Annotated in this window: 20 protein-coding genes and 1 tRNA gene; 11 read left to right on the top strand and 10 right to left on the bottom strand. The window is 73.5% G+C overall.

From position 1 onward, the window contains the following. The first annotated feature begins 350 nt into the window (after positions 1–350). The 4 genes from IE225_RS16745 to IE225_RS16730 all read left to right on the top strand — a co-directional run bounded on the left by IE225_RS16745 (position 351) and on the right by IE225_RS16730 (position 5,896). Complete coding sequence (locus tag IE225_RS16745) at positions 351–1,145, top strand: MIP/aquaporin family protein (RefSeq protein ID WP_190058328.1); 795 nt, start codon at positions 351–353, stop codon at positions 1,143–1,145. A 136-nt stretch (positions 1,146–1,281) separates the two neighbouring features. Further along, positions 1,282–2,841 (top strand): glycerol kinase GlpK, encoded by a 1,560-nt coding sequence (gene glpK, locus IE225_RS16740; RefSeq protein ID WP_190058327.1) that lies wholly within the window; start codon positions 1,282–1,284, stop codon positions 2,839–2,841. Between the two features lie 9 nt (positions 2,842–2,850). Continuing rightward, entirely contained in the window at positions 2,851–4,467 is a 1,617-nt protein-coding gene (locus tag IE225_RS16735) for a glycerol-3-phosphate dehydrogenase/oxidase (RefSeq protein WP_190058326.1), read from the top strand. A 454-nt stretch (positions 4,468–4,921) separates the two neighbouring features. Further along, positions 4,922–5,896: a PAC2 family protein gene (locus tag IE225_RS16730; protein WP_190058325.1), complete on the top strand. Its 975-nt coding sequence runs from the start codon at positions 4,922–4,924 to the stop codon at positions 5,894–5,896. Positions 5,897–5,965: 69 nt separating this feature from the next. On the opposite strand, the gene mshC is transcribed toward IE225_RS16730, so the two are convergent. From mshC to IE225_RS16710, 4 genes are all read right to left on the bottom strand, one after another. Continuing rightward, complete coding sequence (gene mshC, locus IE225_RS16725) at positions 5,966–7,195, bottom strand: cysteine--1-D-myo-inosityl 2-amino-2-deoxy-alpha-D-glucopyranoside ligase (RefSeq protein ID WP_190058324.1); 1,230 nt, start codon at positions 7,193–7,195, stop codon at positions 5,966–5,968. A 144-nt stretch (positions 7,196–7,339) separates the two neighbouring features. After that, a complete protein-coding gene (locus IE225_RS16720) occupies positions 7,340–8,179 on the bottom strand; it encodes an SCO1664 family protein (RefSeq protein ID WP_190058323.1) in 840 nt (279 codons plus the stop codon). After that, positions 8,143–8,733 carry a DUF3090 domain-containing protein gene (locus IE225_RS16715; RefSeq protein WP_190058322.1) on the bottom strand — a complete coding sequence of 197 codons (591 nt, stop codon included), beginning with the start codon at positions 8,731–8,733 and terminating at the stop codon, positions 8,143–8,145. The genes IE225_RS16720 and IE225_RS16715 overlap by 37 nt, the downstream gene beginning before the upstream one ends. 135 nt (positions 8,734–8,868) lie before the next feature. Next, positions 8,869–9,555, bottom strand: coding sequence for a histidine phosphatase family protein (locus IE225_RS16710; protein WP_190058321.1), 687 nt, complete (start codon positions 9,553–9,555; stop codon positions 8,869–8,871). A 62-nt stretch (positions 9,556–9,617) separates the two neighbouring features. Here IE225_RS16710 and corA point away from each other — a divergent pair, with 62 nt between their 5' ends. Next, positions 9,618–10,613, top strand: a complete 996-nt coding sequence (gene corA / locus IE225_RS16705; protein WP_190058320.1) for a magnesium/cobalt transporter CorA — start codon at positions 9,618–9,620, stop codon at positions 10,611–10,613. Positions 10,614–10,620: 7 nt separating this feature from the next. Here the strand turns inward: corA and IE225_RS16700 are convergent, their stop codons facing one another. Together IE225_RS16700 and IE225_RS16695 are read right to left on the bottom strand one after the other, a co-directional pair. Then, complete coding sequence (locus IE225_RS16700) at positions 10,621–11,409, bottom strand: ferritin-like domain-containing protein (protein WP_190058319.1); 789 nt, start codon at positions 11,407–11,409, stop codon at positions 10,621–10,623. Between the two features lie 269 nt (positions 11,410–11,678). Beyond that, positions 11,679–12,734, bottom strand: coding sequence for an LLM class F420-dependent oxidoreductase (locus IE225_RS16695; protein ID WP_190058318.1), 1,056 nt, complete (start codon positions 12,732–12,734; stop codon positions 11,679–11,681). Between the two features lie 550 nt (positions 12,735–13,284). On the opposite strand from IE225_RS16695, the gene IE225_RS16690 reads away from it, so the two are divergent. After that, entirely contained in the window at positions 13,285–14,268 is a 984-nt protein-coding gene (locus tag IE225_RS16690; RefSeq protein ID WP_190058317.1) for an aldo/keto reductase, read from the top strand. Then, on the top strand, positions 14,265–16,751 hold the full coding sequence (locus IE225_RS16685) for a helix-hairpin-helix domain-containing protein (RefSeq protein WP_190058316.1): 2,487 nt from the start codon (positions 14,265–14,267) through the stop codon (positions 16,749–16,751). The genes IE225_RS16690 and IE225_RS16685 overlap by 4 nt, the downstream gene beginning before the upstream one ends. Positions 16,752–16,900: 149 nt before the next feature. Here IE225_RS16685 and IE225_RS16680 read toward each other — a convergent pair whose 3' ends face one another. Further along, a complete protein-coding gene (locus IE225_RS16680) occupies positions 16,901–17,632 on the bottom strand; it encodes a hypothetical protein (RefSeq protein WP_190058315.1) in 732 nt (243 codons plus the stop codon). A 47-nt stretch (positions 17,633–17,679) separates the two neighbouring features. Between IE225_RS16680 and IE225_RS16675 the strand changes: the two genes are divergently transcribed. Next, on the top strand, positions 17,680–17,868 hold the full coding sequence (locus IE225_RS16675; protein WP_027758838.1) for a DUF5703 family protein: 189 nt from the start codon (positions 17,680–17,682) through the stop codon (positions 17,866–17,868). Between the two features lie 76 nt (positions 17,869–17,944). Here IE225_RS16675 and IE225_RS33905 read toward each other — a convergent pair whose 3' ends face one another. The 3 genes from IE225_RS33905 to IE225_RS16660 all read right to left on the bottom strand — a co-directional run bounded on the left by IE225_RS33905 (position 17,945) and on the right by IE225_RS16660 (position 20,759). After that, the gene (locus tag IE225_RS33905) at positions 17,945–18,796 is read right to left on the bottom strand and encodes a chaplin (protein ID WP_190058314.1); all 852 of its coding nucleotides are present in this window, start codon (positions 18,794–18,796) and stop codon (positions 17,945–17,947) included. A 139-nt stretch (positions 18,797–18,935) separates the two neighbouring features. After that, a complete protein-coding gene (chpH, locus tag IE225_RS16665) occupies positions 18,936–19,169 on the bottom strand; it encodes a chaplin ChpH (protein ID WP_190058313.1) in 234 nt (77 codons plus the stop codon). A gap of 264 nt (positions 19,170–19,433) precedes the next feature. Beyond that, positions 19,434–20,759 (bottom strand): M20/M25/M40 family metallo-hydrolase, encoded by a 1,326-nt coding sequence (locus IE225_RS16660; protein ID WP_190058312.1) that lies wholly within the window; start codon positions 20,757–20,759, stop codon positions 19,434–19,436. A gap of 190 nt (positions 20,760–20,949) precedes the next feature. On the opposite strand from IE225_RS16660, the gene IE225_RS16655 reads away from it, so the two are divergent. The 3 genes from IE225_RS16655 (at position 20,950) to IE225_RS16645 (ending at position 22,543) form a co-directional block, all read left to right on the top strand. Further along, a tRNA-Leu gene (locus tag IE225_RS16655) sits at positions 20,950–21,034 on the top strand. Between the two features lie 358 nt (positions 21,035–21,392). Continuing rightward, positions 21,393–22,331 carry a helix-turn-helix domain-containing protein gene (locus tag IE225_RS16650; RefSeq protein ID WP_190058311.1) on the top strand — a complete coding sequence of 313 codons (939 nt, stop codon included), beginning with the start codon at positions 21,393–21,395 and terminating at the stop codon, positions 22,329–22,331. Further along, entirely contained in the window at positions 22,328–22,543 is a 216-nt protein-coding gene (locus IE225_RS16645) for a DUF397 domain-containing protein (protein ID WP_190058310.1), read from the top strand. Before IE225_RS16650 ends, IE225_RS16645 begins: the two co-directional genes overlap by 4 nt. Positions 22,544–22,587: the final 44 nt, after the last annotated feature.

The following is a 22,587-nucleotide window of genomic DNA, read 5'->3' as shown; positions in this document are numbered from 1 at the left end:
CTCCAAGACCTTTTCCGGAACCTTCCGGGCACACCCGGGAAGGCTTCCGGGCGCATTGAGAAGGCTTCCGGACACACCGGGAAGGAGCGAAGACCGAGACCGGGACGCCCCCACGGCGGCGTCCCGGCCTTCGACGTGCCCGCGTGCCGGTGCCGCCCGGAATCCGATAACCCGTGTCGATCAATAACGATCGGGCTTTCGATTACAGAAGTCTTGACGCACCCGGAACACCGAGGTGAGACTCCCGTCCATCGGTCGGCATTGTCGAACGGCTATCGGCAATACACGTTAGAGTGAGACAAGGCCAGGGCCGCTATCGCTCCCCTGGACGTAGGACAAAGGAGTCGCGGGTGTCCAGCTCCGACATCTTCATCGGCGAGACCATCGGTACCGCCCTACTCATCCTCCTCGGCGGCGGCGTCTGCGCCGCCGTCACCCTGAAGGCCTCCAAGGCCCGCAACGCCGGATGGCTCGCCATCACCTTCGGGTGGGGTTTCGCCGTTCTCACGGCGGTCTACACCTCGGCGCCGCTGTCCGGCGCCCACCTCAATCCGGCGGTGACCCTGGCACTCGCGATCAAGAACGGCGACTGGGGCGACGTCCCCGTCTACTGGGCCGGGCAGCTGCTCGGTGCCATGATCGGCGCGGCCCTGGTCTGGGCCGCCTACTACGGCCAGTTCCACGCCCACCTCACCGACAAGGAGATCGTCGGCGGCCCGGGCGCGCAGGCCACCACCGCCAAGGCGGTCGAGGCGCAGGAGAAGGGCGCCGGCCCGGTCCTCGGCGTCTTCTCCACCGGCCCGGAGATCCGGAACACGGTGCAGAACCTGATCACGGAGATCATCGGCACCGTCGTCCTGGTGCTCGCCGTCCTCACCCAGGGCCTCAACGACAGCGGCAAGGGCCTGGGCACCCTGGGCGCCCTGGTCACCGCGCTCGTGGTGGTCTCCATCGGCCTCTCGCTCGGCGGCCCGACCGGCTACGCGATCAACCCGGCCCGCGACCTGGGCCCGCGCATCGTGCACGCCCTGCTCCCCCTGCCCAACAAGGGCGGCTCCGACTGGGGCTACGCCTGGATCCCGGTGGCCGGTCCGCTGATCGGCGGCGCCGTCGCCGCGGGCCTCTACCACCTCGCCTTCGCGTGAGCCGCGCGGTATCGACGTGACACGCACCGGCGCCGCAGGACACCTGCCGGCCGCCCGCAGCGGGCACCGGACCGCGCCGCAGGCGCCGTATGTTCAGCCCCACACCAGCCACGGACCACACCACCAGGAGCACACAGTGACCGACGCCCACACCGCAGGCATCGCCTCCCACGGCCAGGGCCCGTTCATCGCCGCCATCGACCAGGGCACCACCTCCAGCCGCTGCATCGTCTTCGACCGCGACGGCCGCATCGTCGCCGTCGACCAGAAGGAGCACGAGCAGATCTTCCCCAAGCCGGGCTGGGTCGAGCACGACGCCACCGAGATCTGGACCAACGTCCAGGAGGTGGTCGCCGGAGCGATCGAGAAGGCCGGCATCACCCGCGACGACATCAAGGCCATCGGCATCACCAACCAGCGCGAGACGACCGTGCTGTGGGACCGGCACACCGGTGAGCCCGTCCACAACGCCATCGTCTGGCAGGACACCCGCACCGACGCCCTGTGCCGGGAACTCGGCCGCAACGTCGGCCAGGACCGCTTCCGCCGCGAGACCGGCCTCCCCCTGGCCTCCTACTTCGCCGGCCCCAAGGCGCGCTGGCTGCTGGACCACGTCGAGGGCCTCAAGGAGCGCGCCGAGCGGGGCGACATCCTCTTCGGCACCATGGACACCTGGGTCATCTGGAACCTGACCGGCGGCACGGACGGCGGCCGGCACGTCACCGACGTCACCAACGCCTCCCGCACGCTGCTGATGAACCTCCACACCATGGAGTGGGACGAGCGCATCTGCGAGTCCATCGGCGTGCCGCAGCAGATCCTCCCCGAGATCCGCTCCTCCGCCGAGGTGTACGGCGAGATCCGGGGCGGCCGGCTCGGCGAACTGCTCGGCGGCGTCCCGGTCGCCTCCGCGCTCGGCGACCAGCAGGCGGCGCTGTTCGGCCAGACCTGCTTCGCCGAGGGCGAGACCAAGTCGACGTACGGCACCGGCACCTTCATGGTGATGAACACCGGCGAAAAGATCATCAACTCCTACTCCGGCCTGCTGACCACCGTCGGCTACCAGATCGACGGCCAGAAGCCGGTGTACGCCCTGGAGGGCTCCATCGCCGTCACCGGCGCGCTGGTGCAGTGGATGCGCGACCAGATGGGCCTGATCTCCACCGCCGCCGAGATCGAGACGCTCGCGCTGTCGGTCGAGGACAACGGCGGCGCCTACTTCGTGCCCGCCTTCTCCGGCCTGTTCGCCCCGTACTGGCGCTCCGACGCCCGCGGTGTGATCGCCGGCCTGACCCGGTACGTCACCAAGGCGCACCTGGCCCGCGCCGTCCTGGAGGCCACCGCCTGGCAGACCCGCGAGATCGCCGACGCCATGACGAAGGACTCCGGCGTGGAGCTGACCACGCTCAAGGTCGACGGCGGCATGACCTCCAACAACCTGCTGATGCAGACCCTCGCCGACGTGCTGGACGCGCCCGTCGTGCGCCCGATGGTCGCCGAGACCACCTGCCTGGGCGCCGCGTACGCCGCCGGCCTCGCCGTCGGCTTCTGGAACAGCACCGACGACCTGCGCGCCAACTGGCGCCGGGCCGCCGAGTGGACCCCCCGCATGGACGCGGAGACCCGCGACCGTGAGTACAAGAACTGGCTCAAGGCCGTCGAGCGGACCATGGGCTGGCTCGAGGAAGAGGAGTAAGAACCCGTAATGACCAGTCCCTCCACCCTGCAGTCCGTCCCTGCCCTCGGCACGCACCCGGCCTCCGGCGCGAACCCGAGCCGGGCCGAGGTCCGGGAGCAGCTCTCCAGGGCGACGTACGACCTCCTCGTGGTCGGCGGCGGCATCCTCGGCATCTCCACCGCCTGGCACGCCGCGCAGTCCGGCCTGCGGGTGGCGCTGGTCGACGCCGGCGACTTCGCCGGCGCCACCTCCTCCGCCTCCTCCAAGCTGCTCCACGGCGGTCTGCGCTACCTGCAGACCGGCGCGGTGAAGCTGGTGGCGGAGAACCACTTCGAGCGCCGTGCGGTCTCCCGCCAGGTGGCCCCCCACCTGGCGAACCCGCTCACCTTCTACCTCCCCGTGTACAAGGGCGGGCCGCACGGCGCGGCGAAGCTCGGGGCGGGCGTGTTCGCCTACTCCGCGCTCTCCGCCTTCGGCGACGGCGTGGGCCACCTGCTCAGCCCCTCGCGGGCCGCGCAGGACGTGCCCGCGCTGCGCACCGAGAACCTGAAGGCCGTGGCCGTCTACGGCGACGACCAGATGAACGACGCCCGCATGGCGCTGATGACGGTCCGCGCGGCCGTCGAGGCGGGCGCGGTCGTCCTCAACCACGCCGAGGTCACCGGCCTGCGCTTCACCCGCGGCCGGGTCACCGGCGCCGAGGTGCGCGACCGGCGCTCCGGCGAGGAGTTCGGCATCGACGCCCGCCTGGTGCTGAACGCGACCGGCCCGTGGGTGGACCACCTGCGCCGCCTGGAGGACCCCGGCGCGGCGCCCTCCATCCGCCTGTCCAAGGGCGCCCACCTGGTGCTCAGGCGGACCTCCCCGTGGAAGGCCGCGCTGGCCACCCCGATCGACAAGTACCGCATCACCTTCGCCCTGCCGTGGGAGGACATGCTCCTGCTCGGCACCACCGACGAGGTCTACGAGGGCGACCCGGCCGAGGTCGCCGTCACCGACCGGGACATAGCCCAGATCCTGGACGAGGCGTCGGTGTCGGTGCGCGACGAGCAGCTCAGGCGGGAGCTGATCACGTACGCCTTCGCCGGGCTGCGCGTGCTGCCGGGCGGCCCCGGCGACACCGCCAAGGCCAAGCGCGAGACGGTCGTCACCGAGGGCAAGGGCGGCATGCTGTCCGTGGCCGGCGGCAAGTGGACCACCTTCCGCCACATCGGCCGCACGGTGATGAAGAAGCTTCAGACGCTGCCGGGCCGCCCGCTCGGCGAGGACTTCGAACCGGTCTCGGCACTGCCGAGGAAGCTGCCGCTGCCGGGCATCGCCAACCCGCGCGCGGTCGCCCACCGGCTGCTGTCCGACGGCCCGGCCCCCGGTCCCCGGATGGCCGCGGACACCGCCCGGCACCTGGCCACCCACTACGGCTCGCTGGCCTTCGACATCGCGCGCCTGGCCAACGACGACCCTCGGCTGGGCGAGCGGATCCACCCCGACGCCCCGGAGATCTGGGCGCAGGTGGTGTGGGCCCGCGACCACGAGTGGGCCGAGACCGTCGACGACGTGCTGCGCCGCCGTACCACGCTGACCATCCGCGGTCTGGACACCGAGGAGGTGCGGGCCCGGGTGCAGGAGCTGCTCGGCAAGAAGTAGCCCGAAGAAGCAGCCCGGCAAGAAGCAGACAAGAAGCAGCCCGGCAAGAAGCAGACGGCCGCGGCGGCAGACGCGCGGCGGGAGACACGGCGCGCGACACGCGGCGGGAAGCCGCCCGAAGGCGCCGGCCCGACTCGGGCCGGCGCCTTCGGCCTGCCCGGGGCGGGCCCGGGCCACCTCCCCCGGCAATGAGCCGGATCTGCCGTCCGGACCTGCCGTCCGGGTCGTCCGTCCGGGCCCGCGTCCGGCGCGGGCCGACCCGGCGGGGCACGCTCCGCGCCGACCGGTGCGATCATGGAAACGGCTCGTGGGGATGACGGACGAGGGAGTGTTCCCGGACGTCCGACGGGGCAGTGATCCGTCGTTCGCTCCCCGCGCGAGGGGCTGCGGGGGTACCCGCCGCACGCCGTAAGGTTGGGGCGTCAAGCGAGGGCACGTCGGAAGGAGGCACTGGGTGATCGAGCTCGAGGGGGTTCCCGAGCTGATCGACCCGGTCATGGTGGCCGCGTTCGAGGGCTGGAACGATGCCGGCGACGCCGCCTCCACCGCGGTCGCGCATCTGGAGAGGGAGTGGAAGGGCGAGGTGTTCGCGGCGCTGGACGCCGAGGACTACTACGACTTCCAGGTCAACCGCCCCACCGTGTTCATCGAAGGCGGCGTCCGCAAGATCACCTGGCCCACGACAAGGTTGTCGGTGGTCCGCGTCGGCGGCGACAAGCCGCGGGACCTGGTGCTGGTCCGCGGCATCGAACCGTCCATGCGCTGGCGCTCGTTCTGCAACGAACTGCTCGGCTTCGCGCACGAGCTGGGCGTGGAGCTGGTGGTCATCCTGGGCGCCCTGCTCGGCGACACCCCGCACACGCGTCCGGTGCCGATCAGCGGCACCACGTCCGACCCGGAGCTGGCCCGCCGGATGAACCTGGAGGAGACCAAGTACGAGGGCCCCACGGGCATCGTCGGCGTCCTGCAGGAGGCCTGCACGCACGCCGGCGTCCCGGCCGTGTCCCTGTGGGCGGCCGTGCCGCACTACGTGTCGCAGCCGCCGAACCCCAAGGCCACCCTGGCCCTGCTCAATCGCCTGGAGGACCTGCTCGACCTGAGCATCCCGCTGGGCGAACTGCCCGAGGACGCGCGCGCCTGGCAGGTGGGCGTGGACCAACTGGCCGCCGAGGACAGCGAGGTCGCCGAGTACGTCCAGACGCTGGAGGAGGCCCGGGACACCGCGGAGCTGCCGGAGGCGTCGGGCGAGGCGATCGCCCGCGAGTTCGAGCGGTACCTGCGGCGCCGGGACGGCGGCTCCGGCACCTCCGGGCACGCGACGGAGAGCGGTGACGGCGGCTCGTACCGGCGGGATGCCCCGGGTGGTCCGGCGCGCCCGCCGAAGCCGCCGAAGGCGGGCCCGGACGACGAGGAGCCGCCGGAGGAATGAGACGGCGGGAGCACGAAAAAGGGGCGCGGCCTTCGGCCGCGCCCCTTCCCGCTTCCTGCGGGCCCGGCCCTACAGGGCCACGCCCAGCAGCGCGTCCACCGCGCGTGAGACGAGGCCCGGGGCGGCCGGGTCGGTACCGCCCTGTTCGTGCTGGAGGGCCGCCCAGCGGTCCACGGCGGCGAGGGCGGCCGGGGCGTCCAGGTCGGCGGCGAGGGCGTCGCGGATCTCCTCGACGAGGGCGTCGGCGCTCGGCCCGTCGGGCCGGGAGACGGCCGCGCGCCAGCGCTCCAGCCGGGTCACGGCCTCCCGCAGCACCTGGTCGGTCCACTCCCAGTCGGCGCGGTAGTGGTGGGCGTGCAGCGCGAGCCGGATGGCGGCCGGGTCGACGCCGTCGCGCCGCAGCCGGGAGACGAAGACGAGGTTGCCCCGGGACTTGGACATCTTCTCGCCGTCCAGGGCGACCATGCCGGCGTGCACGTACGCCCGGGCCATGGGGAAATCGCCGGTGAGCACCTGGGCGTGCGAGGCGCCCATCTCGTGGTGCGGGAAGGCCAGGTCGCTGCCGCCGCCCTGCACGTCGAAGCCCATGCCGAGGTGCTGCAGGGCGATGGCCACGCACTCGATGTGCCAGCCGGGCCGGCCGGGGCCGAGCGAGCCGCCGTCCCAGCTCGGTTCGCCGTCGCGGGCGGCCATCCACAGCAGCGGGTCGAGCGGGTTCTTCTTCCCGGGCCGCTCGGGGTCGCCGCCCCGCTCGGCGGACAGCGCCCGCATCGCGGCCGCGTCGAGGTGGGAGACGGAGCCGAAGTGCGGGTCGGACTCCACGGAGAAGTAGATGTCGCCGTCGAGTTCGTAGGCGGCGCCGGCGTCCCGCAGCCGTTCCACGAGCGGGACGATCGCGGGTATCGCCTCCACGGCGCCCACGTAGTGCCGGGGCGGCAGCATCCGCAGGGCGGTCATGTCCTCGCGGAACAGGGCGGTCTCCCGCTCCGCGAGCGCCTCCCACTCGACGCCGTCGCGCTCGGCCCGCTCCAGCAGCGGATCGTCGACGTCGGTGACGTTCTGCACGTAATGCACCTGCCGCTTGGTGTCGAGCCACACGCGCTGCACGAGGTCGAACGCGTTGTAGGTGGCCGCGTGCCCCATGTGGGTGGCGTCGTACGGGGTGATGCCGCAGACGTAGATGCGGGCGACGGGACCGGGGGTGAGGGTGACGAGTCCGCCGGTCGCGGTGTCGTGGATCCTCAGGTCGCGGCCCTGACCAGGCAGGGCGGGGACCTCGGAAGCGGGCCAGGCATGCATGTCATGAGCCTAACCGGCGGGAAGTTGCGCATACGAGCGGGACCGGGCCCGATGGCCGGAAGGGCGGTCTTGCGCGATACGGGCCCGTTCGATTACGTGCGCCGCTTTTCCCCGTGGCTTCCCCGCGGCTTCCCCCGTGGCTCTTCACACCGGCGGCCAGGGGATCGCCGGCCACTCCCCCGTCGGCTCCGGATGCCGGCCGGTGGCCAGCAGGGCCTCCACGCGCGCGCGGGTGGCCGCCACCTCGGCGGGGGTGATCAGCCCGGCCAGCCGCGCCGCCAGCGCGCCGCCCTCCCCCAGGTCCTCCCGCAGGCTCTTCAGGACCTCCACGGCCTCCGCAGGGAGCGGCTCGCCGGCCCAGCCCCACAGCAGCGTGCGCAGCTTGGTCTCGACGTGGAAGGTGACGCCGTGGTCGATGCCGTACAGCCGCCCGTCCGCGGTGGGCAGCAGGTGGCCGCCCTTGCGGTCGGCGTTGTTGATCACCGCGTCGAGCACGGCGAGGCGGCGCAGCCGCTCGTCGTCGGCGTGCACGAGCAGGGCGGGCCGCCCGTCGCCGGTGTCGGCGAAACCTATCGCCTTCCAGCCGGGTTCGGGCTCCTCGCCCTCCACCAGCGCGAGCAGTTCGGTCCCGGGGCCCTCGGCGGCCGCCTCGATCCACAGTTGGCACATGCCCTCGCCGTAGGGGCCGTCGCGCAGCACGGTGGGCGGCACCAGGTCCCAGCCGGTCGCCTCGGACACCGCGTAGGCGGCGACCTCCCGCCCGGCGAGCGTGCCGTCGGGGAAGTCCCACAGCGGGCGCTCGCCGGCCACCGGCTTGTAGACGCAGGCGGCCTCGCGGCCCTCGTACGCCACCGTGCAGTACAGCGCCGCGTTGGAGGCGTCCCGGATGCGGCCGCGCACGGTCAGCTCACCGCGGGCGAGCAGCTCGGCCGCGGTCGCGCCCGCGGTCACGCTCCGCGGCGGTATCCGTTCTGGCGCGGACATACGTGTCCTTCCGGGTCGAGCGGGAGACTGCACAGCGGGCACGGCGGCCGCCCGGCGTTGACGACATCGAGGGCGCGTTTGGCGAAGGCGCGGGCCTGCGCGCCGGTGAGCCGGACCCGCAGCATCGGGGGCCCGTTCTCCTCGTCCTGCAGCAGCCGCTCCTCGGCCTCGGCGAGGTCCTCGTCGGAGTCGGCGTCGAGTTCGACCAGGGCCTGCGCCTCGACGATCATCCGCTCGGCCTCGCCGTCCCAGGCGAGCGCCATGGTGCCGACCCGGAACTCCTCCTCGATGGGGGTGTCCAGGGGCGCGGTGTCGGTGATGTCGGCGGGCGCCACGGCGGGCACGGCCGCGCTGCCGCCGCTGCGGCGTACGACCTCGTCGAGCAGTTCCTCCATGCGCTCGGCGAGCGCGGCGACCTGGGTCTTCTCCAGGGCCACGCTGGTCACCCGGGAGCCGGCGGAGGCCTGGAGGTAGAACGTACGGCGCCCGGGCAGTCCGACCGTACCGGCCACGAAGCGGTCCGGTTGGTCGTATTGGAACACCTGACGGGACACGTCCTGACTCCATTGGATCGTGATGGGATCGTGGATCGACTTCGGGGCGCCGACGGGACCGGCTGACGCTCCGGCCCGCGCCGGCGGCCGGCGCGTGCGGTCACTGCGACCGCTTCACCCTACTGCGCACGACGATCACGGTGCGCCCGCACCGCCCCCCACCGCGGCTTCGTCGCCGGGAGTCTCCTCGCGCGGCACCAGGGAGGCGAAGTCGCCGGTGTCGCCGAGGCGCACCAGAAACGGGCGCAGCCGGGTGTAACGGATCGCGGTGATGGAACACGGTTCCACGGAGATCCGCTGGAAGAGGTCGAGATGGAGTCCGAGGGCGTCCGCGACGAGGGACTTGATGATGTCCCCGTGCGAGCACATGAGGTACACGGCGTCGGGGCCGTGGTCGCGTTCCACGCGCGCGTTCCACTCGCGCACCGCCTCGGCGGCGCGCGTCTGCATCGCGCGCAGGGACTCCCCGCCGGGGAACGCCGCCGCGGCAGGGTGCGCCTGCACCACCTCCATCAGCGGCTCGTCCTTGAGTTCGGCGAGCTTGCGGCCGGACCAGTCGCCGTAGTGGCACTCCCCGATCCGCTCGTCGGTGTGGGCGGTCAGCCCCGGGCGGGCGTCGAGCAGCGGCTGGAGGGTCTCCCGGCAGCGCTGCAGCGGGCTGGTGACGACCTCGGCGAGCGGCACGGCGGCGAGCCGCCCGGGCAGCGCGGCGGCCTGTGCGGCGCCGCGTTCGTCGAGGCCGACGCCGGGCGTCCACCCGGCGAGGATTCCCTCGGTGTTGGCGGTGGAGCGTCCGTGGCGGACCAGGATCAGCGTGGGCATGCGGCCCAGAGTAGGCCGAGACGGCGCCGCGACGGCGGACGAGGGACGGGAGAACACGCTCTGTGATTGTCGATTGCGCGATATACCGCGGCGGGCAGCGCACCCGGGGCCCGCAGGACCTGTCGGACGCGCTGCAGGAGGCGCGGGCGGCGGGCGGCTTCGTGTGGATCGGGCTGCACGAGCCGAGCGAGAAGGAGTTCGACCACGTCGCCGAGGAGTTCGGGCTGCACCCGCTGGCCGTGGAGGACGCCCTCAAGGCGCACCAGCGGCCGAAGCTGGAGGTGTACGACGACTCGCTGTTCGCGGTGCTGAAGCCGGTGGTGTACGAGCCGGAGAGCGACGCCGTCTCCACCGGCGAGGTCATGGTCTTCGTGGGCGACGCCTTCGCGGTCACCGTCCGGCACGGCGAGGGGGCGCCGCTGGCGGCGGTGCGGCGCCGGCTGGAGCAGGAGCCGCACCTGCTGGCCAAGGGGCCCACGGCGGTGCTGTACGCGATCGCGGACGCGGCCGTCGACCACTACCTGGACGTGGCCACGGAGCTGCAGACGGACCTGGAGGAGCTGGAGGCGGAGGTGTTCTCCCCGGACGGCGGCGGTTCACGGAACACGGCGTCCCGGATCTACACCTTCAAGCGGCAGATCCTGGAGTTCCGGCGGGCGACCGTGCCGCTGGCGCTGCCGCTGAGCCGGCTGGCGGGCACGGCGCCGTTCGGCACGGCGGTGCCGTTCGTGGACGAGCGGGCGCGGCCGTTCTTCCGGGACGTCAGCGACCACCTCACGCGCGTGAACGAGTCCGTGGAGGGCCTGGACCGGCTGGTGTCGGACGTCCTGTCGGCGCACCTGGCGCAGATGAGCGTGCGGCAGAACGACGACATGCGGAAGATCTCCGCGTGGGCGGCCATGGCCGCCGTCCCGACGATGATCGCCGGCATCTACGGCATGAACTTCGCGCACATGCCGGAGCTGCACTGGGTGTGGTCGTACCCGGCGGTGATCGCCCTGATGGCCGTCCTGGTGTTCACGCTGTACCGGCTGTTCCGGCGGCGCGGCTGGATGTGACGGCGGCTCAGACGAACTCGGGGGCCGCCGTCGCCTCCCCGCCGAGGGCGTTGCGCCGCTCGGGCATCGCCAGGGTGACCATCCGGCGCCATCCGCCGAGCCGCTCGTAGAGGTAGGCCGCGCGGATGCCGGCGGCGAGCAGCGCCGACTTGGCCCTCGGCCAGCGCAGGATGCGCCCCATGTGGGCCATGACGGCGAGGCTGACGTCCCGGTGGACGCGGATCTCGGCGAGCGCGCACGCGCGCAGGGCGTGCTGGATCGTACGGCCGTGTCCCGCGCGGGCGAGGCGCAGCAGCTCCTCGTGGCAGTAGGCGAGGTGGTTCTCCTCGTCCTCGGCGATCATCCGCACGGCGCGGCCGATGTCGGGGTGGTCGGCGAAGTGGCGGCGCAGCAGGGCCATCTGCTCGCTGGCGCGCTGCTCGGTGACCCGGCTGTGGGCGAGGTAGACAACGATGTCGCGCACGGTCAGCGGCTCGTCGCGCCGGAGCTTGTCGTGGGCGAGGCCGATGCCGCGCCGCTCCAGGAGCATCGTGTAGTCGGTCTCGGGCGGCACCGGGACGGGGGTGAGGCCGCGTCTGCGCAGCAGGGCGGTGAAGATCCGCCCGTGCTTGTCCTCGTCCGCGCCGTGCCGGGTGATCTTGGGGACCATGGCGCGTTCCTCGGCCGGCACCAGGGCGGCGATGCGGGCGTTCTCCCAGCCGCCCTGGGACTCGCCGCTGGCCGCGATGGAGCAGAACAGCCGGAAGGACTCGTCGTTGTCGAGGATTTCCCGGAACAGACGCTTGGCCGACGGCATCGGGGGCCCACCTCTCTGCAGGGTTCCGCAAAGAACGAGTCAAATCCCGCGGAAGAGGGGGTGCAACACGTGCGTACGGCAACTCCTCCGAACGGAGGACGCCGCGTGCGCCCCGGGAGCGCGACCGGAGCGGCACACGCGCGTTGTGCCCGGTGACGGCCGTGGCGGGGAGGACCCCCGAGCCCCCGCCACGGTCCCGGCACGTCCCGCGCCGCGGGTCGGGCCGGTCCGGCGCTCAGGCCGGTCCGGCGGTCAGGCCGGTCCGGCGGTCAGGCCAGTCCGGCGCGCTCCAGGGCCTCGGCGCCCGCGCGGAGCGCGGCGATGCGCTCCTGGAGGGTGAAGCCGGCCGGGGCGAGGGTGAGGGTGGTGACCCCGGCGGCCGCGTAGGTCTTCATCCGGTCGGCGATCCTGGCCACGGAACCCAGCAGCGTGGTGCGGTCGATGAGGTCGTGCGGCACGGCGGCCGCGGCGCCGTCCTTGTCCCCGGCGAGGTACTTGTCCTGGATCTCGGCGGCCGCCTGCTCGTAGCCCATGCGCCGGGCGAGCTGGTTGTAGAAGTTCTGCTTGCGGCTGCCCATGCCGCCGACGTACAGGGCGGTGTAGGGGCGGAAGGTGTCGGCCAGCTTCGCCACGTCCTTGTCGTCGCCGACGGCCAGGGGCAGCGTGGGGCAGACGTCGAAGCCGTCCATGGTCTTGCCGGCCTTCTCGCGGCCCGCCCGCAGGTGCCTGATCGCGGTCTCCTCGAGGTGGTCGGCGGAGGGGAAGATGAGCAGGGCGCCGTCGGCGATCTCGCCGGTCTGCTCCAGGTTCTTCGGGCCGATGGCGGCGATGTAGAGCGGGATGTGCTCGCGCTGCGGGTGCACGGTCAGCTTGATCGGCTTGCCCGGGCCGCCGGGCAGCGGCAGCGTCCAGTGCTCGCCCTCGTACGTCAGGCGCTCGCGCCGCATGGCCTTGCGCACGATCTCCACGTACTCGCGGGTGCGGGCCAGCGGCTTGTCGAACTTCACGCCGTACCAGCCCTCGGAGACCTGCGGGCCGGAGACGCCGAGGCCGAGGCGGAAGCGACCGCCGGAGAGGGAGTCGAGGGTGGCCGCGGTCATCGCCGTCATCGCGGGCTGGCGGGCCGGGATCTGGAAGATGGCCGAGCCGACGTCGATGCGCTCGGTGTGCGCGGCGACCCAGGCCAGCACGGTGGCCGCGTCGGAGCCGTAGGCCTCGGCGGCCCAGCACACGGCGTACCCGAGCCGGTCGGCCTCCTTGGCGACCTCCAGGTTGTCCGAGTCCATTCCGGCACCCCAGTAGCCGAGGTTGATCCCGAGCTGCATGGCCGATTCCCCTTACTGGTCAGTAACGTCCCTGTGAGGGAGACAGTAGCGCGGGGCGGGCCCGACGGGCAGCGGGCCGCGGGGCGACGGGGATCACGTCGCGCGGCGGAGGCTGGTGTGCCGCGCGGCGGAGGCCGGTGCCGCGCGGCGGAGGCCGGTGCCGCGCGGCGGAGGCCGGTGTGCCGCGCGGCGGAGGCCGGTGTGCCGCGCGGCGGAGGCCGGTGTGCCGCGCGGCGGAGGCCGGTGCCGTACGGCGGGGGCCGGTGCCGCGCGGCGGAGGCCGGTGCCGCGTGGCGGGGGCCGCGGGCGGATTCCGCCGTCCGCGGGCCGGGGCGGCATCGGTCCGCGGGCCGGGGCGGCGTCGGTCCGCGGGCCGCCCCGGGCGCCCGCCCGGGAGCCGCAGGATCGTCCGGCCGGGGCTGCGGGATCGCCCGTTCGGGGCCGTGGAATCGCCCGTTCGGGGCCGCGGTGCGTCCGTCCACGGATCGGTGGCATTCCGTTGCCCGCGCACTCCCCTGCACACCACCCCTGGCCAGTAATCTCGGCGTCCATGGAGCAGAGGCAACTCGGCCGTACCGGCCTGCGCGTGTCCCGGCTCGGGCTCGGCACCCTGACCTGGGGACGGGACACCGACGAGCACGACGCCGCGGACCTGCTGAAGGCGTTCTGGGAGGCGGGCGGCACCCTGGTCGACACGGCGGACGTGTACGGGGACGGGGAGGCCGAGTACCTGCTGGGACGCCTCATGGACGGGCTGGTGCCCCGGCGCGACCTGGTCATCTCGACCAAGGCGGGCAGCGTGCCGGACCCCGACCGCCGCTTCGACGCCTCCCGCGGCCATCTGCTCTCCGCCCTGGACGCCTCCCTCGCCCGGCTCGGCACCGACCACGTCGACCTGTGGCACGTGCACGCCTACGACCCGTACACCCCGCTGGAGGAGACCCTCCAGGCCCTCGACCTCGCCGTCAGCAGCGGCCGGGTGCGCTACGCCGGCGTGTCCAACTTCTGCGGCTGGCAACTGGCCAAGGCGGCGACCTGGCAGCTGGCCGCGCCGGGAACGCGCACCCGGCTGGCGAGCACGCAGATGGAGTACTCGCTGCTGCAGCGCGGCATAGAGCGGGAGGTGCTGCCCGCCGCGCTGGACCTGGGGATCGGCCTGCTGCCCTCCTCCCCGCTCGGCCGCGGGGTGCTCACCGGCAAGTACCGCAAGGAGACGCCCCCGGACTCGCGGGGCGCCTCCGAGCACCTGGCGCCGTTCGTCGCGCCGTACCTCGACGACACCGCGAGCCGCATCGTCGACGCGGTGGCGACGGCGGCGGACGGACTGGCGGTGACCCCGCTGCAGGTGGCCCTCGCCTGGGTGCGCGACCGGCCCGGCGTGGCCGCGCCCATCGTCGGCGCGCGCAACGCGCAGCAGCTCACGGCGGTTTTGTCAGTGGAGACGCTTACTCTTCCTGACGAGATCTGCCGGGCGCTGGACGACGTGTCGGCGCCCGTGCACCGCTATCCCGATCACGACTGGAGCACGCTGTGAGCACGGAGCCGGAGACCACGGAGGACGACACGCCGGGGACCCCAGACCCGGCGGAGGACACCGCGGAAGCGGGCGGAGGCCCGCGGGCCGGCGCGGCGCCGGAGGCGGAGGCGGGCGGCACGACCGGTGCCGCGGCGGACGGCGGGGAGACCGGCGCCGACGAGGGCGCGGCCAGTGGCGGCGGAGGCGCAGCCGGCACCGACGAGGGCGCGGCCGGTAGCGACGAAGACGCAGCCGGCACCGACGAGGGCGCGGCCGGTACCGACGAAGACGCAGCCGGTACTGACGAAGACGCGGCCGGTGACGGCGAGGGTGTGTCCGGTGCCGGTGCGCAGGCGGCCGGTGCCGGCCGGGGCGAGGCCGGTGCCGAGGGGGCGGGCCCGCTGTCGGAGGCGGAGGCCGAGCTGGCGGCGCAGCGGCTGGAGCGGGAGCGGATCGAGCGGCGGAAGGCCGCGAAGAAGGGACCGATCGAGAGCGGCGGCAAGCTCAGCGGCAGGGCGGCCGACCTGCTCGCGGCCGTACGCGCGGTGGAGAGCGGCGAGAAGCCCGTGACCGGCGTGTTCGCCGAGCCCGGACCGGCACCGCGGCGGCCCGCTCCCGAGCCGGCCCGGCGGCCGCGGCCGGACGCGGCCGGGCCCGCGGCTCCCGCCGCCCCGCCGCCGCCCTCGGCCCAGGCCGTGGCGGCCGTGCGGCGGGTGCTGGCCGACGGCGGCGCGCCCGAGACGCTGGCGCCGCAGGTCGCCGCGGTCCTCGGCGAGGGCGCGGCCGAGCGGCTGCGGGCGGACCCCTGGCACCTGCTGCGGGTCACCGGGGTACGGCCCGAGCAGGCGGACGGCTTCGCGCGGGCGCTGCTGGGCGCCGGGTGCGGTCCGGACGACGAGCGGCGCCTGCGGGCGGTGACCGGCTGGCTCCTGGAGCAGGCCGCGCTGGCCGGGCACACCGCCCTGGAGGCGCCGGCGCTGACCGCCGCGCTGGGCCGGCGGGGGGTGCCGGACCCGGACGCGGCCCTCAGGACCGCGATCGAGCACGGGGACGTCCTGGTGTTCCAGGACACCCCGAACGCATCGGACACCCCGAACGTATCGGGCGCCCCGAACGCCCCGGCCGAAGCGGCGGGAGACGGCGCGCAGGAGGCCGAGGGCGCCGAGCGGCCGGTCCGCGTCCTGGTCGGGCTGGAGCGGTACGCCCTGGCCGAGGAGAGTCTCGCCGACGGCCTGCTCCGGATCGTCAACTCGGTGCCGAAGCAGGAGGGTTCCACCGAGGGCTGGGAGCGGGCGGCCGGCGCGGTGCGGGGTTCCGCCGCCGAGCTGATCCGCGCGGTCGCGGGCCACGGCCTGGTCCTGCACACCGGCGGCGCCGCGTCCCTGGCCGAGCCCGCCGCGCTGCTGCACGCCGCGGCCGGCCTGGGCCTGCGGGCGTGGGCCGCCGCGCACAGCCCGCTGGGCCGGGACGGCTTCGCGGCGCTGCTGCGCCGGGACGCGGATGCGGCGGCGGCCGGCGCCGCGGACGGCGCGCCCGTGCCGCACCGGCCCGGTGCCGCCACCGTCGCCGGTCTGTTGTCGGGGGCCGAGGGCCCGGGCCGGGACGCGGACGGGACGCTGGACCTGGACCTGCTCGTGGTGCTGGACGCGCCGCAACTGGACGTGGAGACGGCGGCCCTGCTGGTGGAGTCGCTGCCGGACGGGGCCCGGCTGGTGCTGGCCGGGGATCCGGCGGTGCTGTGGTCGGTGGGGGCGGGGCGGGTCTTCGCCGATCTGCTGCAGGCGCGCGTCTGCCCGCAGGTCGCCTCGCGCACCCCGGACCCCGGGCCGCTGGGCGAGCTGGTCTCCGGGATCGGCATCGGCGAGCTGGCCCAGGTGGAGGCGCCCGGCAAGGAGGTCGTGATCGTGCCGGTGCGGGACGCGGGCGAGGCCGTGCACCGCACGGTGCAGCTCGTCGCGGACTCCGTGCCCCGGGCCATCGGCGTCCCCGCCGAGCAGACGGTGGTGATCACCCCCGGTCACGGCGGCGCGGCCGGCACCCGGGCGCTCAACGCGGCCCTCAAGGAGCGGCTCAACCCGGGCCCCGGGCGCTTCGGCGGCTTCGACCCCGGCGACCGGGTCGTCCACTCCCCCGCCCCGGGCCGCGTGCTGCCCGGCCACGTCGTGACGGCCGACGCGGAGGGGCTGCACCTGTCGTGCTCGGGCACCCCGGTGGTCGTCCCCCGCGAGCGGGTGGAGCAGTGCGTCCGGCACGGGTGGGCGCTGACCGCGCACCAGGCGGTGGGCGCGCGGTGGCCCGCGGTCGTCGTGGTCCTGCCCGGTGACGCCGTCCAGGCGCTCAGCCGCCCCTGGGTCTACACGGCGTTCAGCCGGGCCGTCCGCCACCTGTCCGTCGTGCACGGCGTGGAGCAGGCCCTGCCGCGCGCCGTCGCCGAAGTCCCGGCCAGACCACGTACGACCCGTCTACCGCTCCTGCTCGCCCAGGCCCCGGCCGCGGCCTGACCGGCCCGGACACGGCCCCGGCACAACGGGCGGGCACGCCCCCGGTACGACGGGACGGCGGATGCCGGGCGCAGCGCCCGGCATCCGCCGTCCCGTACCCGGAGCCGCCTGGAGGTCGCCCGGGAACCGCCCGGAGTCGCCGCCGGTGGCTAGCGGTCGGCGTCCAGGGGCTCCAGGTCCTCGTCGTCCTCGTCCCCGTCGGCGTCTTCTTCGTCTCCTTCGTCGTCCAGCTCCGCCTCCAGGTCGTCGTCCTCGAGGTCGTCCTCGTCGATCGCGTCGTCGTCGAAGACCGCGCTGACGTCGAAGCGGCAGACCACCCGCTGCGGGTCGGCCTGCTCGAACGGCGCCTCGAGCCATTCGCCGGGGTCGGCGGGCTCGTCGGCGGCCGTCACCCACAGCGTGGAGTCGCCCTCCTCCAGGCCGAACTCCTTGTGCCGGGAGGCGATCTCGTCGGGCTCGTACTCGCCGAACAGGATGCCCAGCGCACCGTGGACGGTGCCAGTGGCGTCCGTGCCGGTGCCCTCCTCGCCGTCCGCCGCCTCCACCCGCCGCGCCTGCGCCAGCAGCCGCTGCGGATCCGCCACGGTGTAGTCGCGGCGGATCAGGACGCTCAGGGCGTGCGGCTCCTCGGGGCCCGTGTACGGCGGCAGCGTGTCCTCCGCGCCGGGGATCTCGAAGGGCGTGACCTCGTCATAGCGGTCGTAGAGCAGCTCGTCGTACGCCTCGGCGGCCGAGGCGAGCTGGTTGAACGCCTCGTAGACGGCGGGGTCGTCCTCCCCCGACCGGCGTTCGACCGCCGCCAGGTGACGGTCGAGCGCGGCCTTGAGCGCCTCCGCGGCGGCGCGTACCTCGGCAGCGGTGGGCTGCGCAGCATCAGACATACTGCAGACGCTATCCGTACCGGGCCCCAGCCCGCACAATAGATGCGATGCCGGAATACGAATTTGTCGACGTGTACGTCCCGCGCGGGGTGTCCCGCAAGGAGACGACACGGCTGTTGACGGATCACGCCGAGTACGGTCACTGGGAGCTGTACCGTCTGAGCCTGCTGCGCGACGGCAGCCGCAGGGTGCGGTTGCGCCGGCGGATCATCCGCCAGGTGCGTGCCACGTGGTGAGCGGCGGACGGCGGGACGGAGCGGTGCCCGCGGGCGCGGATCCCGCTCCGTACCCCGGTCGGGGCCGGGCGTCCCCCTACGCCGAGGCGCGCGCCCGGCGGTAGAGGACGGCGCCCGCGAGGAGCGCGCCCGCGCCGGTCGGCAGGACGACGCCGAGGGGCAGTCCGCTGCCGGTGTGGGCGAGCTGCGCCGCGCTGTCGGCCGCGGGGGTCACGAGGTGCGTGCGCGGCAGGCTCCGGTGCGCGGAGGTGTCCGTGGCCCCGCCCGGTCCGGGGACGTGCCCCGGCGTGTCACCCGAGCCGCCGGAGTGCCCGCCCGGCTGCTCCGGCGTCCCCGGGTGCCGCGGACCTTCCGGGTTGCCCGGGTGACCGGGGTGGCCCGGGTGCCCCGGGTGTCCGGGCGGGTTGGTCCGGTGGCCGCCGCCCGGACGGGTGCCGTGGTGCCCGCCGTTGGCGCAGTCGTTGCCCGCGGTCGCGTTGCCCGCGCCGATCACGTTGACGCTGTTGCCGCAGACGTTCACCGGGGCGTTGACGGGCACCTGGATGACGTTGCCGGAGGCGACGCCCGGGGAACCGTCGGCGTGCCCGCCGGCGTGCGCTCCGCCGCCGGAGCCCGCGTGCCCGGAGTGCGCGTGCGAGCCGGCGTGCCCGGAGCCGCCGTGCCCGCGCTGGGACGCGTCCCCGCCGTCGTGGTTGACGCAGGTGTTGCCCACCGCCGGGTTGAGGATCCCGACGACGTCGACGGTGTTGCCACAGACGTTGACCGGCACGTTCACCGGCACCTGCACCGTGTTGCCCGACAGCACGCCGGGCGAGCCGGTCGCGGAGCCGTGCGCCCCGGAGTCGGCGTGGGCGTAACCCCCTGCCGCGGCGAGCACGCCGGTGGCGGCCGCCACGGTCATCAGGCCCTTGCGGGTGACCTGTCGCATTGCTGATTCCCTGCTTTCGACGCTTCTTCGGACCTTCCGGAAGCCGGTCGGCCCCGGAGCGCGGGGCGCGCGCTCCGGGGCCGACGGCCAGACCCCCATGGAGTCGACGAGTCGGCCCCGCCCGGAACGGGGCACGACGTCACTTGTTGACGCAGGCGTTGCCGAAGGCGGGGTTCAGCAGGCCGATGACGTTGACCGTGTTGCCGCAGACGTTCACCGGGACGTGGACGGGCACCTGGACGACGTTGCCGGAGGCGACACCCGGGGAGTGCACCGCGGCCCCCTGGGCACCGGCGTCGGCAACGGCCAGACCCGCACCGGCGAGAACCAGACCACCGGTGACAGCGGCAGTGGCGACGACCTTCTTGATCATTCTTCCTCCTCATGAGCAAAGTGATCCACATCGCGGATCACGTCACCAGTAACGACGAGGAGGTAATCGAGCTACGAGCGTATGGTCGCAATCACCCTTTCCGGTAAAACCCGCACACCCGACCGATTACCGCGGTGTCACGGAAGGCCGGACGGTGCGGAGCCGGACAGTGCCGGGCCGGACGGTGCCGGGCCGGACGGTGCCGGGCGGGACAGCGCCGGGCGGGACAGCGCCGGGTCGGACAGTACCGTGCCGGACGGTCCGTCAGGCCGCGTCGAGGAACCGGTCGAGCACCCGCACGCCGAACTTCAGGCCCTCCACCGGGACGCGCTCGTCGACGCCGTGGAACATGCCCGCGAAGTCCAGCTCCGGCGGCAGCTTCAGCGGCGCGAAGCCGAAGCCGCGGATGCCGAGGTCGTCGAAGGACTTGGCGTCGGTGCCGCCGGACAGCATGTACGGGATGGCCTTGGCGGCCGGGTCCTCGGCGACCAGCGCGGACTGCATGGCCTCCACCAGCGCCCCGTCGAAGGTGGTCTCGACGGCCTTGTCGGCGTGCACGTCCTCGCGCTTGACCCGGGGGCCGAGGATGCGGTCGAGGTCGGCGAGGAACTCCTCCTCGTAGCCGGGCAGGAAGCGGCCGTCGACGTGCGCGGTGGCCTCGCCCGGAATGACGTTGACCTTGTAGCCGGCGCCGAGCTGGGTGGGGTTGGCGGTGTTGCTCAGCGTGGCCCCGATGAGCTTGGCGATGCCGCCGAGCCGGGCGAGCGTGGACTCCATGTCCTCCGGGTCCAGCTCGGTGCCGAGCGCGTCGCCGAGTTCGTCGAGGAAGGCCCGGGTGGTCTTGGTGACCCGCACCGGGAACTTGTGCCGGCCGAGGCGGGCGACGGCCTCGGACAGCTCGGTGATCGCGTTGTCCCGGTGGATCATCGAGCCGTGCCCGGCGGTGCCGGCCACGGTCAGCTTCATCCAGTGCATGCCCTTCTCGGCGGTCTGGATCAGGTACAGCCGCCGCTGCTCGTTCACCGTGAACGAGAATCCGCCGACCTCGCTGATCGCCTCGGTGACGCCCTCGAAGAGGTCCGGGTGGTGGTCGACGAGGTACCGGGCGCCGTAGGTGCCGCCGGCCTCCTCGTCGGCGAGGAAGGCCAGCACGACGTCGCGCGACGGCCGGCGCCCGCTGCGCAGCCGGTCGCGGACGACCGCCAGCGTCATGGCGTCCATGTCCTTCATGTCGACGGCGCCGCGCCCCCACACGCAGCCGTCGGCGATCTCGCCGGAGAACGGGCCGTGGGTCCAGTCGGCCGCGTTGGCCGGTACGACGTCCAGGTGGCCGTGGATGAGCAGCGCGGGCCGGGACGGGTCCTCGCCCTCGATGCGGGCCACGGTGGAGGCGCGACCCGGGTGCGACTCGAAGATCCTCGGTTCGAGGCCCACCTCGGCGAGCTTCTCGGCGACGTACTCGGCGGCCTTGCGCTCGCCCGGGCCGGAGTGGTCGCCGTAGTTGCTGGTGTCGATCCGGATCAGGTCGCGGCAGAGGTCCACGACCTCGTCCTCGCCGGTGACGCCCCTGGCCGTGTCCGTGTCGCTCACGCTGCTACCTCCCGGTGTCCCTGCTGGTGGTCCCCTCATCCTCCCCCTACCGGGCCCGCGCCCCAAGACGGGCCCGGCCCCGTCACACGCCGTTCACGCGGGGCCGGGGGGTGATCGGCGGCCTCGAAAGCCTGGTAAAGTTTCCTCCGTCGCCGCGCGGGGAAACCCCCGCCGGTCAGACCCACACCAAGTCCGGGTGGCGGAATGGCAGACGCGCTAGCTTGAGGTGCTAGTGCCCGTTTAAGGGCGTGGGGGTTCAAGTCCCCCCTCGGACACTCACCGTGACGACACGGACGCGAGGACCTCGACCTGACGGTCGCGGTCCTCGTCGCGTTTTCGCACCGAGTCGCGCCGAGTCGCGCTGATTCGTGCTGATTCAGGGCACAGCGGACGCACCGGCCCCCTGCCCCCCTGCCCGTCGAACCGGGCGCCGCCCCTCCGACCACCATCGCCGGCCCCACCAGCCCCGTCGGTCTCGTCGGCCCGTCGGTCCCGTCGGCTCCGGCCCGGTGACCACGCGACGACAGAGGGCGACTGTACGCGCGGCGCCCGCGCCTGTAGGCGCCGCGCGCCGTAACGGCTTCCTCCGCGCGGGCGTTGGGCCAGGGAGGTGGCGAGGGAGTGGTGAGGGACATGACGGAGCGCAAGGACGCGGAGGCGGGGGCCGGAGCGGCCCCCGGGGAGCGTGGGAACGGCGGCACGGGAGCGGCGGTCGTGAGCCCCGGGGACGGCCGGGTGAACGACGGCGGGGCCGGGCGGCGGCCGGAGGACGAGGCCGGGCGGGGCGTCATCGTCGCGTTCGGGCAGACCATGAAGATGCTGCGGCTGCGAAAGGGGCTGGAGCGCGAGGAGTTCGGCAGGCGGCTCGGGTACTCGGCGTCCACCGTCGCGTCGTTCGAGCAGGGACGGAGGATTCCGTCGCCCAGGACGATCGAGCGGGCCGACGAGGTACTGGAGGCGGGCGGGCTGCTGTGCGTGTGGAAGGAGCAGGTGGAGCGGGCCCAGTACCCGGTGTTCTTCCAGGGGATGGCGGTCCTGGAGAAGGAGTGCCTTGAACTGCTCATGTACGACACCCATGTCGTCAACGGGCTGCTTCAGACCGAGGAGTACATGAGGGCGCTGCTCGCGATGCGGCGTCCGCCCCTGGACCCGGAAACGGTCGAGCAGCGGGTGGCCGCTCGGTTGGCCCGGCAGGACATCTTCGACCGGCGACCCGCCCCACTTTTGAGCTTCGTGATGGATGAGGCGGTGCTGCGGCACCGGTACGGCGGCACGGACGTGCTGCGGGGACAACTGGAACTCATCCTCCTCATCGGCCAGAAGCAGAACGTCGAGATCCAGGTCATGCCGACCGAGTGTGAGGAGAACGCAGGCGTGAACGGGCCGTTCACGGTCGCCACCCGGAAGGACGGCAAGAAGTTCGTCTACGCCGAGACGCACGCGACCAGTGTTTTTGAGACCGACCCGGAACAGACGGCTCTCGCGGCCGCACGCTATGGGATCATCCGATCACAGGCTCTCAGTCCGCGAGAGTCGATGAAGTTCGTCGAAGGGTTGCTGGGAGCGCTATGAACAACGTCGAGTCCTCGACCCCCGCATCCGGCCTCGTCTGGTTCAAGAGCAGCTACAGCGGAACCGAGGGTGGTCAGTGCGTAGAAGTCGCTGCCGCCAAGGCAGTTGTGCACGTCCGCGACTCCAAGGCCGTCGCCGGACCCGTCCTCACGGTCTCGCGTGAGGCGTGGGCGGGGTTGGTCGGGCTGGCCTCGTCGGAGCCGCGGGTCTGACGTTCGTACGCCCGTGAGGGCCCTGCCGGTTCCCGTCGGCCGGC

The organism is Streptomyces echinoruber (assembly GCF_014651135.1).
In the GTDB taxonomy this organism is placed as follows: domain Bacteria; phylum Actinomycetota; class Actinomycetes; order Streptomycetales; family Streptomycetaceae; genus Streptomyces; species Streptomyces echinoruber.
The sequence above is the reverse complement of the archived record's forward strand: the minus strand, read 5'-3'. Positions and strand labels throughout refer to the sequence as shown.

What these genes read in the sequence shown, in the direction of transcription:
- IE225_RS33905 (WP_190058314.1), bottom strand. Translation starts at nt 18,796, where the DNA reads ATGCGACAGGTCACCCGCAAGGGCCTGATGACCGTGGCGGCCGCCACC.
- IE225_RS16735 (WP_190058326.1), top strand. Translation starts at nt 2,851, where the DNA reads ATGACCAGTCCCTCCACCCTGCAGTCCGTCCCTGCCCTCGGCACGCAC.
- IE225_RS16690 (WP_190058317.1), top strand. Translation starts at nt 13,285, where the DNA reads ATGGAGCAGAGGCAACTCGGCCGTACCGGCCTGCGCGTGTCCCGGCTC.
- IE225_RS16710 (WP_190058321.1), bottom strand. Translation starts at nt 9,555, where the DNA reads ATGCCCACGCTGATCCTGGTCCGCCACGGACGCTCCACCGCCAACACC.
- IE225_RS16720 (WP_190058323.1), bottom strand. Translation starts at nt 8,179, where the DNA reads ATGTCCGCGCCAGAACGGATACCGCCGCGGAGCGTGACCGCGGGCGCG.
- chpH (WP_190058313.1), bottom strand. Translation starts at nt 19,169, where the DNA reads ATGATCAAGAAGGTCGTCGCCACTGCCGCTGTCACCGGTGGTCTGGTT.
- IE225_RS16675 (WP_027758838.1), top strand. Translation starts at nt 17,680, where the DNA reads ATGCCGGAATACGAATTTGTCGACGTGTACGTCCCGCGCGGGGTGTCC.
- IE225_RS16695 (WP_190058318.1), bottom strand. Translation starts at nt 12,734, where the DNA reads ATGCAGCTCGGGATCAACCTCGGCTACTGGGGTGCCGGAATGGACTCG.
- IE225_RS16700 (WP_190058319.1), bottom strand. Translation starts at nt 11,409, where the DNA reads ATGCCGTCGGCCAAGCGTCTGTTCCGGGAAATCCTCGACAACGACGAG.
- IE225_RS16680 (WP_190058315.1), bottom strand. Translation starts at nt 17,632, where the DNA reads ATGTCTGATGCTGCGCAGCCCACCGCTGCCGAGGTACGCGCCGCCGCG.
- IE225_RS16650 (WP_190058311.1), top strand. Translation starts at nt 21,393, where the DNA reads ATGACGGAGCGCAAGGACGCGGAGGCGGGGGCCGGAGCGGCCCCCGGG.
- mshC (WP_190058324.1), bottom strand. Translation starts at nt 7,195, where the DNA reads ATGCATGCCTGGCCCGCTTCCGAGGTCCCCGCCCTGCCTGGTCAGGGC.
- IE225_RS16645 (WP_190058310.1), top strand. Translation starts at nt 22,328, where the DNA reads ATGAACAACGTCGAGTCCTCGACCCCCGCATCCGGCCTCGTCTGGTTC.